The sequence below is a fragment of the Spirosoma aerophilum genome, assembly GCF_054782495.1.
In genome coordinates this window covers 684,867-701,827 of record NZ_BAAGSJ010000017.1, presented here as the reverse complement: position 1 = coordinate 701,827, position 16,961 = coordinate 684,867, and the positions used below count along the sequence as shown (strand labels likewise).

11 protein-coding genes are annotated in these 16,961 nt (G+C 53.2%); 5 read left to right on the top strand and 6 right to left on the bottom strand.

Annotated elements, in window-relative coordinates; translation table 11 throughout:
• Positions 1 to 15: 15 nt before the first annotated feature.
• The 6 genes from ACYVK4_RS25160 to ACYVK4_RS25135 all read right to left on the bottom strand — a co-directional run bounded on the left by ACYVK4_RS25160 (position 16) and on the right by ACYVK4_RS25135 (position 6,182).
• Entirely contained in the window at positions 16 to 771 is a 756-nt protein-coding gene (locus ACYVK4_RS25160) for a hypothetical protein (RefSeq protein WP_461130329.1), read from the bottom strand.
• 15 nt (positions 772 to 786) lie between these two features.
• Complete coding sequence (locus tag ACYVK4_RS25155) at positions 787 to 1,872, bottom strand: DUF354 domain-containing protein (RefSeq protein ID WP_461130328.1); 1,086 nt, start codon at positions 1,870 to 1,872, stop codon at positions 787 to 789.
• Positions 1,847 to 3,037 (bottom strand): DegT/DnrJ/EryC1/StrS family aminotransferase, encoded by a 1,191-nt coding sequence (locus ACYVK4_RS25150; protein WP_461130327.1) that lies wholly within the window; start codon positions 3,035 to 3,037, stop codon positions 1,847 to 1,849. The genes ACYVK4_RS25155 and ACYVK4_RS25150 overlap by 26 nt, the downstream gene beginning before the upstream one ends.
• Entirely contained in the window at positions 3,016 to 4,029 is a 1,014-nt protein-coding gene (locus ACYVK4_RS25145) for a lipid II:glycine glycyltransferase FemX (protein ID WP_461130326.1), read from the bottom strand. Before ACYVK4_RS25145 ends, ACYVK4_RS25150 begins: the two co-directional genes overlap by 22 nt.
• A 19-nt stretch (positions 4,030 to 4,048) precedes the next feature.
• Positions 4,049 to 4,684, bottom strand: a complete 636-nt coding sequence (locus tag ACYVK4_RS25140) for a hypothetical protein (RefSeq protein ID WP_461130325.1) — start codon at positions 4,682 to 4,684, stop codon at positions 4,049 to 4,051.
• A 151-nt stretch (positions 4,685 to 4,835) separates the two neighbouring features.
• A complete protein-coding gene (locus ACYVK4_RS25135) occupies positions 4,836 to 6,182 on the bottom strand; it encodes a Gfo/Idh/MocA family protein (RefSeq protein ID WP_461130324.1) in 1,347 nt (448 codons plus the stop codon).
• A gap of 681 nt (positions 6,183 to 6,863) precedes the next feature.
• On the opposite strand from ACYVK4_RS25135, the gene ACYVK4_RS25130 reads away from it, so the two are divergent.
• The 5 genes from ACYVK4_RS25130 (at position 6,864) to ACYVK4_RS25110 (ending at position 16,827) form a co-directional block, all read left to right on the top strand.
• Positions 6,864 to 7,469 carry an RNA polymerase sigma factor gene (locus ACYVK4_RS25130; protein WP_461130323.1) on the top strand — a complete coding sequence of 202 codons (606 nt, stop codon included), beginning with the start codon at positions 6,864 to 6,866 and terminating at the stop codon, positions 7,467 to 7,469.
• 58 nt (positions 7,470 to 7,527) lie between these two features.
• Positions 7,528 to 8,610, top strand: coding sequence for a FecR family protein (locus ACYVK4_RS25125; RefSeq protein WP_461130322.1), 1,083 nt, complete (start codon positions 7,528 to 7,530; stop codon positions 8,608 to 8,610).
• Between the two features lie 245 nt (positions 8,611 to 8,855).
• Positions 8,856 to 12,311, top strand: coding sequence for a TonB-dependent receptor (locus ACYVK4_RS25120; RefSeq protein ID WP_461130363.1), 3,456 nt, complete (start codon positions 8,856 to 8,858; stop codon positions 12,309 to 12,311).
• A 14-nt stretch (positions 12,312 to 12,325) separates the two neighbouring features.
• Positions 12,326 to 14,140 carry a RagB/SusD family nutrient uptake outer membrane protein gene (locus ACYVK4_RS25115; RefSeq protein ID WP_461130321.1) on the top strand — a complete coding sequence of 605 codons (1,815 nt, stop codon included), beginning with the start codon at positions 12,326 to 12,328 and terminating at the stop codon, positions 14,138 to 14,140.
• Between the two features lie 197 nt (positions 14,141 to 14,337).
• A complete protein-coding gene (locus tag ACYVK4_RS25110) occupies positions 14,338 to 16,827 on the top strand; it encodes a glycoside hydrolase family 95 protein (protein WP_461130320.1) in 2,490 nt (829 codons plus the stop codon).
• The last annotated feature ends 134 nt before the right edge of the window (positions 16,828 to 16,961 follow it).

Below are 16,961 nucleotides of genomic sequence, written 5' to 3'. Positions count from 1 at the left end.
CTGAAAATTTCCCGGCTATTTAGACACGTAGAAATAGCGTTTGATCACGTTTTTAGTCCCTTGAAAAAGCAGTTCACGCGTCCAGGAAAGGGAATTATCCGTCCAGCGTTGGGGATGGAACGTAAACATAATCTGATCGGGTAATTGCTGGTTGGTTAGCCCCTGCATCACATCGTCGGTGGTTTGGAACGAGTGCGTAAAGGCCGAGTTTACTTTATCCCGAACGCTCACTTTGTTGCCGTTCCAGCACCGACCCGTATCGGTCAGGTAGGCTACCCGGGCAAAGTCGACGTCGAAATACGGTTCGCCAATGAGGCCAAAATCGCGGTATGAACGGGCTTTCCAGAGGTCTTTGGAATCAAATCGCGAAAGGGGGCTCCCGTGCATACAGATCGTTTGGACGGGCACCAGTTGCCGCAAAGCCGCAAGATTCGTTTCGAAATCGCGGATAGCCCAGTCGAGTTTCCCGCGGCAGGTGGTCAGGCACTCGTAATGGTAGCCAATCTCGTGACCCAGGTCGGCCACGGCCCTGATAATGCGTTCGTCCCAACTCGCCGGAACCGCCCGAAAGTAGTAGGTTCCCCGAAGCCCCCGTTCGTGTTGTATCTGCGCAAACCGCAGGGAATTTTCGGGCAGCAGGTCCACATCGTGCCGCAGCACAACGGCGCGACGGGGTGGCTCCTGCAAAAAAGCATCGAAAGGCAGGCATTGATAACCGGCCTCTCCGATAGCATCCAGCAGTTGGTTATATTTCGATAGTGTAAAATCCATGAATCGCCCCCTGAGTTACGCCCTGCCCAATACAGACACCGTTTGCCGACCCGACACGCTCGCCGGATATTCGTCTACCAGGGTTACCAGAAACGAGGTCAGGTCAACCTTATCGCGTAGCAGCGCAGCCCGGCGTGCCTGCCATTCGGCTTTCACGTTAGGGTTGAGGGCCAGTTCCTGAACCGTACGGAACATATCGTCAAATTGCTGAGGCTGAAATGAGTAGCATAGTTTGTACTTGTTTTCGATCTCATTGGGTATGGAGAGCCGCCCCGCAAACGAGTTGAGCTTTACGGCCGGTGTACCCAGCAGGGCAGCCTCGGTAGTCATGGTTTGGCTATCCCCCACAAACAGCGTCGCATAGTAGAGCAGGCTGTGTATTTTTTCGGGTGAAACAGCCAGCTGATACGCCTTGAGCGACGGATCTATGGTCCGTTCGGCCGTGATAAGCACCCGACCAAAATTTTTCAGAAAATCGACAATCGTTAGCTTCTGTTCGATCGATAGGCCCCGCACCCCGGCGTCGTGGTGCGCCTTGAACGCGTTGAACCGCAACACAAAAAACGGCTCCCCCGGCGCTAAGCCAATTTCGTGCAGTACACCGGCATCCGGCCTGAACCGGTCAGGGTGCAGATAGGCCAGTTCGTGATAGCTGGGGTGACACAATTGCCCCGCCCCCCGGTTCTCATGGTCCAGGGCATCGGGGTTCAGCACCACGTTGGCAAGCGACGTGAATTTACCAAAAAGGGGGGTGGCCTGCAGGTCGTCGTCATCGAGGGCAAAGGTGACCATGGGCGTCAGCCTCGATACAATCGGCAGCACCATCGACACCCCAATACCGTAATCGACCCGCCGGCGCACGACGATAGAAAGAACTTTAAGCAGGTGGACAAACTCGTACAGGTACTTCCGCAGCATATCGTCTTTTTTACGGCCCGTATCGATGTAGTCGATTTTATACTGCTTCAGCAGAGCGGTGATGGACGGTACGTTCTTGGCGGTCACCAGTACGGTATAGCCCCGACTCCTCATTTCCTGAATGAAATGACGAAACAGATGCACGTGAGCCGGGTGATTAATATCGATGAGCAGTTTCTTCATGTACTGAGGTCTGGTATGTAGTATACTGTTTGAGCGCGTGATCTATGCGCTGTAAATCCTGTGTGGTCAGGCTGTAGTGACAAGGCACAGTCAATACCTGCTCCACAAGCCGTTCGAAATGCGGGCAGGTACCGGGCCGGTAGCCGAAAGGCATGGCCAGACTGAGGGCATGCTGGAAATGTTTACCGGCTCCTACCCCCCGCTGTCGCAAAAAATGGTACAACTGGTTGCGCTTATCGGTCAATAGCACCACGGCGAAGGTGTGGCCCAGCATCTTGTAATGGCCACCTTGTCGGTCCATGATGTATCGAGCGTTGCGCTGTTGCTGCCCAACCATCGTGTCGAGGTGCTTCAGTTGCTGGTTGAGGTTCGCGTTCAGGGTAGGACCAGGCCCTTTATCGCAGCTCGGCAGGGTCGTGATGCGGGCGCTTCTCTGGCCAGTCAGGCGGTCGCTAAGGAGCCTGTACAACATCTGTTCGCCCAGGCGCGAGTGCAGCCGCGCGTTTATAAGCCGTTTACCCATCCGAACCAAGTTCGAGATCAAGCCCGGCGATTTCAGGTCGTGCAGCCTGTCGGCAATGTACGGGGCATACTGAAGCTGATTAATGACTAAAAGCCCTCCTCCTCCCAACGACGGAAATTTGCCATTTCCGAACGAGAAGACGGCTATGTCGAAAAAGCTCCCAAGAACATCTCCCTCACACTGTCCTAAAAATGCGTGGGCGCAGTCTTCGATAATAGGCAAATGACCGGCTACCTGTCGTATGGCCCGAACGTCGGCGACCATACCAAATGTGTGGGTCACAATCAGCGCATCCAGATTGGCCAGGTTACGCTGCAGATCGTCGAGGTCAAGCGTCAGCTCGTCGTTGATGTCGATGAAAACGGGTCTATAGCCTGCCGCTACGATAGCCGACAATACGGATGAACAGGTATACGGTTGAACCCCGATCCCGGCCCCCGCTTTTAGGCCGAAACTTCCCAGCGCATAGTAAATGCCCATTCGGGCGCTACTCACCAACTGTAAGGATGCTCCCGGAAACAGTCGGCTTAATTTGCCGGTAAGGCCCGTTGCCGGGGATGGCAGCAACCGGAGGTCATGCCAGGCCTGCGACAGCGAATAGCGGTAGTTGAAGCGCGGTATCATCGTTTCAGACGTTGCCATAGGGTAAAGCCCGCCGTAGCCATTCGGTACAGAGCCGGAAAATGGACCCGTTCGTAGCGACCGTAATTGACCATCGTACCGCCAAATTTTTTCTTGTAATCACGAACGCCATAGGGCACTCCGGGCTTACCGGCCCCACCAAAATCAAAGCCCGTAAAGCCTTCAGATTTAGCCCATCGAAAAACCTCCCAGGGCAGCAGGTCGTTGGGGTATTTGTGGTAGTAGCGACTGAAGGCCCCGGCATAGTAGTCGTAGAGTGTATTGTTCCAGGCAATGCAGAGCATACAGCCAATAATTTTCTCGTCGGCCATAGCCGTGAAGATGCGCAGCCCGGTCGTTGCGGTAGTCTGATCGAGCATGTCCTTAAAGTGGCCAAACACCGGCAGGGGCAGTTTAGCCCGCCGGTACACATCGGTCAGAATCGCGTAGCAGTCCGTTAAGGCTTCGGATGTGGTTTGCCGGACGACCCGGCACCCTTCTTTTTCGGCCCGCCGGATTTCGTTCCGCCGTTTGGAATGAACCTCCTTCCACAGTGTTTCTTCCGATTGGGTCAGGTCGACCAGGATATTTAAGTGCTCCTCGTACCCGAAGCCGTTTTTCTCAAAACAAAGCTTTAACGGACTCGTGTCGCTCAGATTACGTACCTGTGTGTAGAGGCTTTTGGGTCCCCGGCTCAGGAAGGTTTTGAGCAGCCCATCGGCCAGTTCCGGGCTATTGCGGTCGGTTACGGGTCCGCCAATGAGTACGGTTCGGCTGGTTAAAAAACCGGCTGGCCCTCCCAGCTGCACCTGCCGACAGGCCAGCAACACCCCCACAAGTTGCCCCGCTTTTTGGGCGAGCACGTAAACGGGCTGTAGTTTTTCAGAAGCCTGGCATACCCTGAAATAAACAGGCGATTGAAAATACTGAAATCCGCCCACCGTGTGCAGAAACGCATCTATGGCCGATTCATCGGCGGCCGAAAGTTGGCGGTGGAGTTCATATGTGTACATTGTGTCGATAAAACGCCCGCTATTTGGGAGCGTCTAACACCCGATTGGCTGTAACGCTCATGGGGGTGAACGCATACAGCCGACGCAGCACCGGCTGAAGAGCGTTCGCTAACGTCATTTGCAGGCTGTAATTCGATGGATAGTCGAACGTATTGTGGGCTTGTCCTGCCCATACCCGGGTAAACTCCGCTTCTGACAGGGCCAGTTTTTTTTGTACATAGGCCTTAATATCCAACAGTTCGCGCTCGGGCGCAAAGGGTCGCTGCAATTGTGCCAGAGCATCGTCGCGCGTGATAGCGCCACTCAGCACCTGTGCCGATAGGTTTATTTTGCGCTTATCGATACCAAACTTCTGGGGAAGCCAGCAGGCCATGGCAAATTTGGTAAACAGGTTTTCGTGGTGATGACCACCGTAGTCCTGCCAATCGTACAGGTCGACCATCAATCGTTTGGCCTCCTGTTTTTGGTACGTTAGATAATAATACGGTCTGATGTCTTTGATACCCTTTACCAAACCCGCCCAAGCCATGCGCGGCAACGTCAGCAAGGGGTACGTCTTAAGTCGAATGCCCGATCCAAATCGCTGATGGATGTACTGCAATTGCCGTGCATCGGCGTAGGTCCATTCTTTGGGCTCGATTAGGATGCTCAGCACCCTAATCGAGATTGCAGGAAGAGAATTGGATGTGCCAATAAAAAAAATTCTGGCCGCAGTAGCGCACTACCTAAACGGGCTTACACCTTCGTGAGAACGTGGTAGCCTTTGAAGCGTTGGCAAGCCTGATTGTTTACAATTCAGAACCCTCTTACACCTTTGGCTCCCACCCTTTCTCGTAGGTACGACCCCAGAGTTTCTGGGCCTCTTTGTCGTCCAGAATATGACCGTTATTCGGATCAATTTTCAGATCCCGGCCAACTCGCCAGGCAATATTGCCCAACTGCATGGCCACCACACTCTTGTAGCCCAGTTCAACATCGCAGTTAGGGCGACGGTTGTTTTTGATCGCGTCCAGAAAGTCGGCCACGTGCAGGCTGTCCATCCCCAGGCTGGGGCTGGCTGTATTACGCCCCTGTATATCGCTTTCAGCTACGGCGGGGTTAACCTCCTTCACCAGTTTGCCATCCAGATCGTATACTTTGTAGCTATCGCCACCCGTGTCGAGGCTTCCGTTCTCCCCGTAAAAGATAACGCCCCGGTCGAGCCCCTCAATTTTTCGGCCGTTCGAGCTTCGGGATTCCCACATCAGCGATACCCGGTTTGGGTAATCCATGATAACGATCTGTGTATCGGGGGTCTGCCAGTCGTCCTTGAACTCATACCGACCGCCAACGGAGCTAACCCGGGTCGGGAAATCGACGCCAAGTCCCCAGCGGGCCACATCGACCTCATGGGTGCCGTTGTTGAGGGCTTCGCCGGTGCCCCAGTGCCAGAACCAGTGCCAGTCGTAGTGAATCAGTCCTTCCTGATACGGAACCCGTGGTGCGGGGCCCTGCCATAAATCATAATCGAGCCACGACGGCACCGTTCCCGGCTTCAGATTGGTCGCTTTCCGTTTGTTGGTGTACCAGGTTTTGGCGAGGTAGACCCGACCAATAATGCCCTTGTGGAGTTCCTCAATACCTTGCGTTAAGGTAGGCGCCGAACGCCGTTGGGCACCCATTTGAACCACCCGGTTGTATTTGCGGGCTGCCGCAATGGCCATTTCCCCCTCTCTGGGGTTATGACTCAACGGCTTTTCGACGTAGACGTGCTTGCCGGCCTGGCAACCCATGATCGTCAGCGGAGCGTGCCAGTGATCGGGGGTGGCAATGTAGATAGCGTCGATGGATTTGTCTTCCATCACCCGTCGGCAGTCCTTTTCGGACGTTGGCTTCAGGGTTTGTTTAGTTTTCAGGATGGTTTGAATCGCTTTGGGGATGGCCCGTTCGTCTACGTCGCAGACGGTGCCCACCTCAGCAAATTTCTGGCCCGCAATGGTAGCCCCCATGCTGTTGCCCCGGCTGTTGACACCAATTGTAGCGACACGAACCAGCTCGTTGGCCCCAATAATTCGGTTATAGCTTTTGGCGCTAAAGCCATAAGCGGTTCCGCCCACGACTACGCCCGCCGAACCGGCGGCTACCGTCTTGATAAACTTGCGTCTGTTCTGCATGAAATTGACTGACAATGGTATATCCCGGAACGAAACTCCCATACTCTGGCAACAATCCGGCCTCGGATGTAAAAGGTCTGTTATCAGGCAATATACCCGATCATAACCCATCAACTAACCACCCGGCTTAATAAAGGAGAAGGATTATAGTCGTTAGTCAGTCCGACCTTTTCTTTCCTCCAGCCGCTAAACACATACCTTCATCAGTCCTTTCACAGGCGTCAAAGTAGCCGGTATAAGGAACCAGGTATTCCTTATATGTACCTAGTTACCAGAAGCGTTGACCCGCGATTGGCCCTTTTTCATTCCTCGAAAACAGACACCAAAAATCGAAAGCATTAAAAAACAGTCAGAATATGTTAATATAAGTTAGTCCTCTATAATTATATTGTTGTAGAATTGTATTCTTTTTAAGAAAAATCCTCAATTTTTGTTGGTAGTTCGTTACGATCAGACGCTAAATCTCTTACACAATAGCTAATTTTGTATTAGTAAGAAGATTTTGATCAACTGACAACTATAGTTGTTAAGCTCTAGTAAACACTTATGCTGCACATGAAATAGTGTCAACCATACACAATAGTGAACATATAGATTGGCCGCGCGGCTTCAGCCGCGCTTAAGCAAACCGGTTACGATCTCTATATAGACCTGTACAATTTTTCACCAACGCGTATTTAAGTGGACCTCAAGACTCCTCAAACCCAGGATCAGATTTTATGGCAATCCTATCGTCAGGGCGATAAACAGGCATTGGGTCAGCTGGCCGAGTGCTATTATCGCATGCTGAAGCATTATGGCCTGAAATTTATGGTTGATGGGTCGATCGTTGAGGATTGTATTCAGGAGCTTTTTCTACAACTCTGGCAGAATCGCGCTCAGATCAATGAGACTGGATCAGTTAAGCATTATCTGTTGAAAGCCTTGAGGCATCACATTCTTCAATCGCTGCGGTCTCAAAAAAGGCAAACCTTTCAGGAACTGGATTGGGACACCTCGCTGGCCCAGGACATTGACACAGAAACCCTGCTGATTCGGCAGGAGTCGATGGCTATTCTGTCGCAAACCATACAGGCACAACTGGCAACACTACCGGCTCGCGAACGGGAAGCCCTCTATCTACGCTATTACGAAAACCTGTCCATCCCCGAAATTGCCGAGGTCATGGACGTCAACCGCCAGTCGGTTTCCAACTTTTTGCAGAAAGCCCTCAGCAAGCTGCGGACAAAATGGCTTGTCCCCCTCTTTTCGCTAATCTGCATTTTTCTCCAAAAAAATTTCCTTTAAGAGGGGTATCGCCAGGCCGAATCCTCATACTATCATTAAAAATACCCAAAAAGTACCAATGGACTTTCCAACTGGCGATTTTTCGACCGTCGAGGATTTTTTAGAAAACGACGCTTTCCGAACCTGGGTTATGGAAAGGCGTTGGGAAGACCAGTTGGTATGGCAGCAGTGGCTGGCTGAACATCCGGAGAAAGTTGATCTCTACGAGCAGGCAGTAGCCGTCTTTCTGACACTTCAGGGCCAGACGACTCCGCTTTCCTATCAGGAGGTAAAAGCCAAAACCCGGCAAATTCTGGATCACATTCCGGATGCAGAAGTCCCGGTAAGGCCCTTGATTGGCTGGCAGTGGGGGCGTTGGGTTGCCGCAGCCAGCGTCGTATGCCTGCTGATCTGGTGGCAGGCGGGCCAGCCAACGATCCGGTCAATAGCCAGTCTGGTTACCGGAGAAAAACCTGCCCTGGCGGCTGGTAAATGGAAAATAGTGAAGAACATCGCCGATCGGTCGGTAACGGTGCTGCTTCCTGAACAATCATCGGTACTGCTGTCGGTCAATAGTCAGATTCGTTTTCGGATGGGGACGGCGGATTCGCTGCGGGAGGTTTACCTACAGGGCGAGGGATTTTTTGAAGTGGCCAAAAACCCGGCGAAACCCTTTATCGTGTATACGGATCGGCTAACAACGCGGGTAACGGGCACCAGTTTTCAGGTTCGTTCTTTCGCTAATGAATCGAATGCGTTTGTGAAAGTAAAAACCGGAAAGGTTTCCGTTACGCCGGTCAGCTCTCCCGGCTCCCCCGAAAAGGAAGTGCTGCTGGCCGTTCATCAGCAACTAAGCCTGGATACAAAAACAGACAAGGTTGAAAAGAAAGTGAATCGGCCGCTGGAGAGTGGAACATCCGAGATTGTTACCCATCCCTTCAAATTTGATTTCACGCCTGTTCCTGAGGTGTTTACCCAGCTGGAAGCTGCGTATCATATGCCTATCGTGTATGATCGCGAACTGCTCAGGAACTGCACGTTTACGGGACAGCTGGACGACGTTCCTTTTTCCGAGAAAATCCGCCTGGTGTGCCAGACAATAGAATCCAGCTTCAACGTAGTGAATAACCAGATCGTCATCCAAAGCGCCGGTTGCAATTAATCATCTTCTAACTTCTCAATAAAACTACAGTCAATTATGGTATAAAGTCATCGCCCCTCTAACGACAAAAGCGATAGTGCTTCCAACACTATCGCCCGTAAAGTCCCCAGTTTTTGTGCCTCTTCCAACACGTAACCCTTTGTACAGGGTAAGGGAATTTTTTGTCCATTCTTCCAAAAAAGAACAACAACGTTCACAAACTTATGCATTACATTTTACTAAACCGCAGTGTTTGGGTCAGGATTATGAAAATCACAAGTCTACAAATCTTGTTCACATTCGCCCTGGTCAACATCAGCTTTGCCTTTGATGGCAACGCACAGGAACTTTTGGGTAAGCGAGTCAGCATATCCGCTCAAAACCAAGACGTTGAAACCGTTTTCAAACGGATCGAAAAACAGGCCAACGTTCAGTTTCTGTTCAGCCGGGAGATCATCCAATCGAAGCGAAAAGTGACCTATCAGGCCACCAATGAGCAGCTTTCTCAATTGCTGGATCATATTCTGACACCCCTCAACTTGAAATACGAGGTGATTGGTCAGCAGATTCTGATAAAACGGGAATCGGCCCCGGCCACACTCCCGCAGCAAAATTCTACCAGTCAGCTTAGAACGGAAGAAGCGCAGGATGTGCAGCTCTCCGGTCGGGTTACGGGCGACAACGGTGAAGGATTGCCGGGCGTAAACATTCAGATAAAATCGACCAATCGCGGCACTACGACCGACGTGAACGGTAATTATAAACTTACCGTACCGAACGGCCCCGGCACGACGCTGGTTTTCTCCTTCATTGGCTACCTGACGAAAGAGGTGGCCGTTGGCACACAGACGACCGTTAACGTAACCCTGGCCAACGATGACAAAACGCTGAATGAAGTTGTCGTGGTCGGTTATGGTACCCAGCGCAAACGGGATGTAACGGGCTCGGTTGTGTCGGTCAATGAAGCGACGCTGAAAGAAGTTCCCGCGCCAAACATCGTGAACCAGCTGAAAGGACGCGCGGCCGGGGTAACGATTGTCAGCAACGGGTCAACACCGGGTTCGCAGGGATCGATTCGTATCCGGGGAAACCGCACGTTAACCACCGGCAACGGTGATGGTCTGGATGGTCCGCTGGTGGTAGTCGATGGTATTCCCTATGGTGGCCTGAATGACATTAACCCGGATGATATCGCCAACATGGAAATCCTGAAAGATGCGTCGGCTACCGCCATTTACGGATCGCGGGGAGCGGGTGGCGTTATTCTGATTACGACCAAACGTGGAAAAGTCGGTAAACCCGTGTTTACCTACGACGGCTACCATGGCATCACGACCATCATGGGCAAGTACAACATCATGAACGGACCGGAGTATGCCCAGTTTAAACAGGAGGCTGCCAAATACAACCGCACGGCTCCCGGCACCACAGCCTACCCGCTCACGATCAAGGAACAGGAAGCACTGGCCGCCGGCGTATCTACAGACTGGCAGGATCTGATCTATAAAGCCGGTTTCAATACCAACCACCAGCTGGGTATGCAGGGTGGCACTGACAATACGCAGTACTCGCTGGGCCTCGGTTATTTCAACGAGACGGGGATTATCCCCAGCCAGAAATTCGAACGGTATACCATTCGGGCTACCATCGACCAGCGTCTTGGAAAAAATATCAAGATCGGTCTGAACACGCTGAACACGCTAACCTACACCAACACCCCCGGTGGTGGCGGTGTGCCGGGTGGCCTGGTTCGGTTAACGCCCCTGGCGTCTCCTTATAATGCCGATGGCTCCGTAAACCTGTTCCCGTCGGAAGGGTCGATCGACGCGGCCGGCATCAGCCCGCTGACCATTATCACCAAGAAAGATGCCTACCTGGGCCGTACACGGTCAATCAGAACGTTCAATAGCCTGTATGGTGAGGTGAACATTCTGCCGGGTTTGCGGTATCGGTTCAACGCCGGTCTGAATTTCAGCCAGTCGAACTACAATGGCTACGGCGGACCGCTGACCTATTTCAACTCGGCTACGGTTCAGTCGTCGTCCAATGCCGAGATCAGCAATACCGAGTATTGGGACATCAACCTCCAGCACCTGCTGTATTACGACAAAACGTTTGGCAAGCATAAACTGGGCTTTACGGGATTGTATGAAGTAACGCAAAACCACTCGCTGGGAAGCCGGTTTACAGTAACCGGGGTGCCCGCCGACTACATCAAAACGTCGAACTTCTCGCTGGCGTCGGGTCAGCCCGTGGCCAACTCGGACTTTGGTAACTCCTTTGCCGAAACGGGGCTGCTGTCGTACATGGGCCGGGTCAACTATAGCTACGACAGCCGTTATTTGCTGACGTTAACCATGCGCCGGGACGGGTCGTCGACCTTATCCCCGCAGAATCGTTACTTTAACTACCCCGCCATTGGTGCTGGCTGGAACATCATCGACGAGCCGTTCATGAAAAGTGTGCCCGCTATTTCGAACCTGAAACTGCGGGGTGGCTGGGGAATTTCGGGTAACCGGAACGTAGGAGCCTACTCGACACTGGGTGCCCTGTCGGCAGGGTATTACAACTTTGGTCTGGGAACGGCCGGTCAGCAGCTGGCCTATACGGTTACCAGCCTACCCGCAACGAATTTGGGCTGGCAGTCAACCTCGCAGGTCGATATTGGTATCGACTTTGGCTTCCTGAACAACCGGATTACGGGTACGGTCGACTGGTATCTCCAGAAAACAAAAGACATTCTGCTGTCGGTGCCACTGCCTCCAAGCAACGGTGCCGGTTCGACGCTGAAGAACCTGGGCCGGACAGAAGGTCGGGGACTGGAGACATCGCTGACGTTTGAGATTTTCAGAAAGCCCGGCGGTTTCAACTGGAGTACCGACGTGATCTACTTCTTCAACCGCGAAAAAATCACCCAGCTCACCACCCCAACCGAACTCTCCAACATAGGGGCGGGCTGGTTTGTGGGACAACCCCTGTCGGTCATCTACGATTACAACAAGATCGGTATCTGGCAAACGGCCGACAAGGAAAATGGTACCCTGGCCAAGCAAACCTCACCTGTGCAGTTTCCCGGCCAAATTCGGGTTGAAGACGTAAACGGCGATGGGAAAATAGACCCCAACGACCGCAAGATTCTGGGCAATTTCCAGCCCAAGTGGGAAGGTGGCCTGACCAACCGGTTTACCTTCAAAAACTTTGATGCCTCTATCGTGACCTTCGCCCGGATGGGCATGAAAGTGGTCGTACCTTACCTGACGGGTAACTCCACCGGTTCGGGCGGATTTGCGTTCTTCAACCAGGGCCGCGTGAACCAGGTGAAAACAGACTATTGGACGGACACCAACCCAACCAACGCTTTCCCCGCACCCGATGCCGGTGGCGCTGTAGCTAATTTCGGGTCAACGCTGGGTTACTACGACGGGTCGTTCGTTAAGATCAGAAGTATCAACCTGGGTTACACCTTCACCAGCCAGTTCATCAAAAAGATCGGTGGCAGTTCGGCTCGGGTTTACTTTAACGCGACTAACCCGCTCATTCTGTATTCGCCATTGGTACGCGACAAACTGGCTATCGATCCGGAGGGCAACAGCTATGCTTCGGGGCAGTCAACGCTCAATGACCAGTCGGGAAACCGGGCCACCCCGGAGCGTCAGATCGCGGTAAACCTGAACAACCCGCCGGTTCGGCAATTCACTTTAGGTGTAAATCTTAAATTCTAATTCTGGACACTCCTATGAAATATATAAACGTTTGGGCCATCATTGGTCTTACGGCTTTACTCAATACAGGTTGCGAGAAAATACTCGAAGAGAACCCACAGTCACAGATTGTTCCCTCCTACTTCAACAGCCCTGCCGGGGTACTGGGTGGTATTGCCGGGGTATATAACGACATCCGGGGGCAGTGGGGTACCGAAGGGTTCACCGTGGAAATGCAGGCCGGTACCGATGATTTCGTGCAGGGTGCCAGTTCGGGCGGTGGCCCCGCTTATACCTATAATGGACTGAACGGAAGCAACTTCGGTTCGGCCTGGGGCGTCGCGTTTCAGGACATCAACACGCTGAACGGTGTATTGCAGTACGGCGCTACCATCGACTTGCCGGAGGCTACCCGCAAGCAATACCTGGCCCAGGCCAAGTTTCTGCGTGGGTTCTGGTATTTTTATCTGGTGCAGACCTGGGGCGATGTTCCGCTGAACACCACGTTCATTACGGTTCCCTCGCAGGCTGCGTCGCGCCAGCCAGCCGCTCAGGTATATGAGCAGATCATCAAGGACCTGACCGAAGCAGCCGCCGATCTGCCGAATACGCCAACCGCCCCGTTCCTCGGCAAAGCTGCGACCAAACCGGTAGCCCAGCTGCTGCTGGCCAAAGCGTATCTGACCCGTGGCTGGCTCAACAACACGGCAGCCGATTTTACGCAGGCCGCTACGATTTGCTCCGATATTATTGCCAATAAATCTGCCTATGGTCTTGATCTGTGGGCGGACTATGGCGATGCCTTTGCACCCGCCAACGACTACGGCAAAGAAACCATGTTTGTGAGCGACCACGTGCTCGATCCGAAGTTTGGTTATTATACCGTAGGTGGGGCCGCCGGTGGTGGTGCCGCGCAAAACCTGACGCCTTGGTTCACGAACTGGAACTACCCAAACAACAGCGGTATCAACTCGTTTGTGAATGCGTCCGGAATCCTGGTCAACAATGGTACCTCCGGCATGATTCGCGATTCGCAGTACGGACGCCCGTACGTTCGGATGCGCCCCAATACGGATAAGTTAAAAACCGGCCCGAATGCGGGGAAGAGTTATTTCCTCGATCAGGCATTTACCAAACGGGATGTCGATACCCGCTTTGCCAATTCGTTTACCACGGTATACATCGCCAATACGGCGGTGACCAACACGGCTACGGCCGCCAATAACAAACGGGGTATTAGCTATACAACCGTCGTTGGGGCCGACACTGCCGTTTGGCTTCCCGATTTCGAGGTGGCGGGAGCGCCCCAATTTGTCGGTACGCGGCCCTTTAAAGGAATCGTGGTGCCCCCCAGCTTGTGGAACAACGGTATTTTCCCCGCGCTGAAGAAATTCATGGACCCCAGCCGGGGTGCCAACTTCAACGACCCGTCGACCCGCCCGGTTGTGCTGTACCGCTTCTCGGATGTGTATCTGACGGGTGCTGAAGCGTACATGAAAGCAGGAGACGCCAGCAAAGCGGCCGATTTACTGAATGTCGTGAGACAACGGGCAGCCTTCAAGAAAACTAACACGGCCGCTCAGAATACAGCAGCCGCTGCGTCCATGCTTATCACGGCCGCTGACGTAACGGTCGACTTTATTCTGGATGAGCGCAGCCGTGAGTTATTTGGCGAATGGCAGCGGTGGCATGACCTGGTTCGTACCCGCTCGCTGGTACGTCGGGTGAAGGCCTGGAATCCGGAAGGGGCTCCTTACATTCAGGATTACCATATGCTGCGGCCCATCCCGCAAACGCAGATCGACCGCGTGGTCGACGGACCGAAGTTCACGCAGAATCCGGGCTATTAACAAACCGCATACTTGTTCTACGGTGTTCTACCCCTCCCCTTGAAATTAAGGGGTTGGGGTAGGGTAGAATACTAAACCACAGTTCATATAAAGGATTAGATGAAAGAGGATTAAGGCTTTATCCTCTTTCATCTTTTTTGCCATTATAGACGCAGCCTTTCTCTAAACAAAAAGAGAGATTCATCTGAACGCCAGCTATGAGACCACTCCTTTGCTTCTTCTTCCTAACCCTATCAATGGCTGGCTTTTCGCAAAGCAAGTCCATCTTAAAGCTCTGGTATTCAAAGCCCTCCGGCCAGACCTGGGAAAATGCCTTACCGATCGGGAACGGCCGATTAGGGGCGATGGTGTACGGTAACGTGGGGAAAGAAACCATCCAGTTGAATGAGCACACCCTATGGAGTGGTAGCCCGAACCGGAACGATAACCCCGAAGCACTGGCGTCGTTGCCCGAAATCCGGCGGCTGATCTTCGACAACAAGCAGAAAGAAGCGGAGGCTCTGGCCAACAAAACCATCATCACCAAAAAATCGAACGGGCAGATGTTTCAGCCGTTAGGCAACCTGCACCTGACCTTCGACGGGCACGAGAACTACACCAATTATTACCGCGAACTGGACATTGAGCGGGCCGTGGCCAGAACGTCGTATACCGTCGATGGCGTGACCTACACCCGCGAAGCACTGGCATCGTTTCCCGACCGGGTAATCGTGATGCACCTGACCGCCAGCAAACCCGGCCGATTATCGTTTTCCGCTTCCTATTTCACACAGCACATCAAGCCCGTCATTAAAACGGCATCGCCGAATGAACTCACCATTGCCGGTACTACCTCCGATCAGGACGGGGTGAAAGGCATGGTGAGATTCAAAGGCATTACCCGCATCAAGACCGAAGGCGGCAGTATCACAGCCAATGACTCCACATTAATGGTGAAGGGGGCTAATGCCGCTACGATCTACATCTCGATTGCCACCAATTTTAAAAACTACAAAGACATTAGCGGAGATGAAAACGCACGGGCGGTAATGTACCTCAACAAGGCTTACCCCAAGTCGTATGCGGCTATTCTGACGCCACACGTTGCTGCTTATCAGAAATACTTCAACCGGGTCAAGCTCGATTTAGGGTCCACCCAAGCCGCTAACCTCCCCACCGACGAACGACTGAAGAATTTTCGAACCACCAATGACCCGCAGATGGTCGCGCTGTATTATCAATATGGTCGCTATCTGCTGATCTCCTCCTCGCAACCCAGCCGCGATGGACGGTCCGCCGATGCGGAAAATGGACAGGCAGCTAACTTACAGGGAATCTGGAACCACAGAATGCGGCCACCCTGGGACAGCAAGTACACGATCAACATCAACGCTCAGATGAACTACTGGCCCGCCGAGAAAACCAACCTCGCCGAGTTACATGAGCCCTTTCTGAATATGGTGAAGGACATGGCGGAGACCGGTCAGGAAACGGCGCGGGTCATGTACGGTGCCCGCGGCTGGATGGCCCACCACAACACCGACATCTGGCGGGCAACGGGTGCCATCGATGGGGCCTTCTGGGGCATGTGGATTGCCGGTGGCGGCTGGACCAGCCAGCACCTTTGGGAGCATTATCTTTACAGTGGCGACAAAGCTTATCTGGCCTCCATCTACCCGATTTTGAAAGGAGCCGCTACGTTCTACGCCGACTTTTTAGTAGAACATCCGAAATACCACTGGCTGGTGGTTAACCCCGGCAGTTCCCCCGAAAATGCACCGAAAGCCCACGGCGGCTCGTCGCTGGACGCGGGCACGACCATGGACAACCAAATTGCGTTCGACGTATTCACGACAACGATTCGGGCTGCGGAGTTGCTGAAAAAAGACGTTGCCTTTGTCGACACACTCCGGAAAATGCGCAGCAAATTGCCGCCTATGCATGTGGGACAATTTGGTCAATTGCAGGAGTGGCTGGATGATGTCGACGACCCCGACGACCACCACCGGCACGTATCGCATTTGTACGGCCTGTTCCCGGCGGTTCAGATTTCGCCCTACCGCACACCAGAGTTATTCAATGCTGCCAAAACAACCCTCATCCACCGGGGCGATGTGTCGACGGGCTGGAGCATGGGCTGGAAAGTGAATTGGTGGGCCCGCCTACAGGATGGCAACCACGCTTACACATTGATTCAGAATCAACTGACTCCGCTGGGCGTCACAAAAGAGGGCGGTGGCACCTACAATAACCTGTTCGACGCCCACCCGCCCTTTCAGATCGACGGTAATTTCGGCTGCACGTCGGGCATTACGGAAATGCTGATGCAAAGCGCCGATGGATCCATTCATTTCCTGCCCGCCCTACCCGACGTCTGGCCTGCCGGCAGTATCAGCGGCCTGCGTGCCATTGGTGGATTTGAGGTGGTGAGCATGCAGTGGAAAGACGGTAAACTGGCGAAGGTCGATATCAAGTCCAACCTCGGCGGCAACCTGCGAATACGAACACCGAATGCCCTGAAAGCGGGTAAAGGCGTCGTGCTGAAACAGGCATCTGGCCCCAATACCAATCCTTTCTACATGACAGAAAACACGCCAACACCCGTTATATCCGCCAAAGCTAATCTGACGCCACCGGCGTTGAAAGAAACCGTGCTGTATGACATAACCACCCAACCCGGCAAAGTGTACTCGCTGGTTGGGCAGTAGTATTTTAGTCTTTTGTCATCCCCAAGAGGGAGCAGTGTTCTACCCCACCCCAACCCCTCCCCTTGAAAAAAGAAGAGAGGCTAGCAAAAGGGTACGTCGTTCCTGAGCCCGGCAGCGGCCGACCGTCTCTCCTT

What these genes read in the sequence shown, in the direction of transcription:
- ACYVK4_RS25110 (WP_461130320.1), top strand. Translation starts at nt 14,338, where the DNA reads ATGAGACCACTCCTTTGCTTCTTCTTCCTAACCCTATCAATGGCTGGC.
- ACYVK4_RS25145 (WP_461130326.1), bottom strand. Translation starts at nt 4,029, where the DNA reads ATGTACACATATGAACTCCACCGCCAACTTTCGGCCGCCGATGAATCG.
- ACYVK4_RS25135 (WP_461130324.1), bottom strand. Translation starts at nt 6,182, where the DNA reads ATGCAGAACAGACGCAAGTTTATCAAGACGGTAGCCGCCGGTTCGGCG.
- ACYVK4_RS25125 (WP_461130322.1), top strand. Translation starts at nt 7,528, where the DNA reads ATGGACTTTCCAACTGGCGATTTTTCGACCGTCGAGGATTTTTTAGAA.
- ACYVK4_RS25120 (WP_461130363.1), top strand. Translation starts at nt 8,856, where the DNA reads ATGAAAATCACAAGTCTACAAATCTTGTTCACATTCGCCCTGGTCAAC.
- ACYVK4_RS25155 (WP_461130328.1), bottom strand. Translation starts at nt 1,872, where the DNA reads ATGAAGAAACTGCTCATCGATATTAATCACCCGGCTCACGTGCATCTG.
- ACYVK4_RS25150 (WP_461130327.1), bottom strand. Translation starts at nt 3,037, where the DNA reads ATGGCAACGTCTGAAACGATGATACCGCGCTTCAACTACCGCTATTCG.
- ACYVK4_RS25160 (WP_461130329.1), bottom strand. Translation starts at nt 771, where the DNA reads ATGGATTTTACACTATCGAAATATAACCAACTGCTGGATGCTATCGGA.
- ACYVK4_RS25115 (WP_461130321.1), top strand. Translation starts at nt 12,326, where the DNA reads ATGAAATATATAAACGTTTGGGCCATCATTGGTCTTACGGCTTTACTC.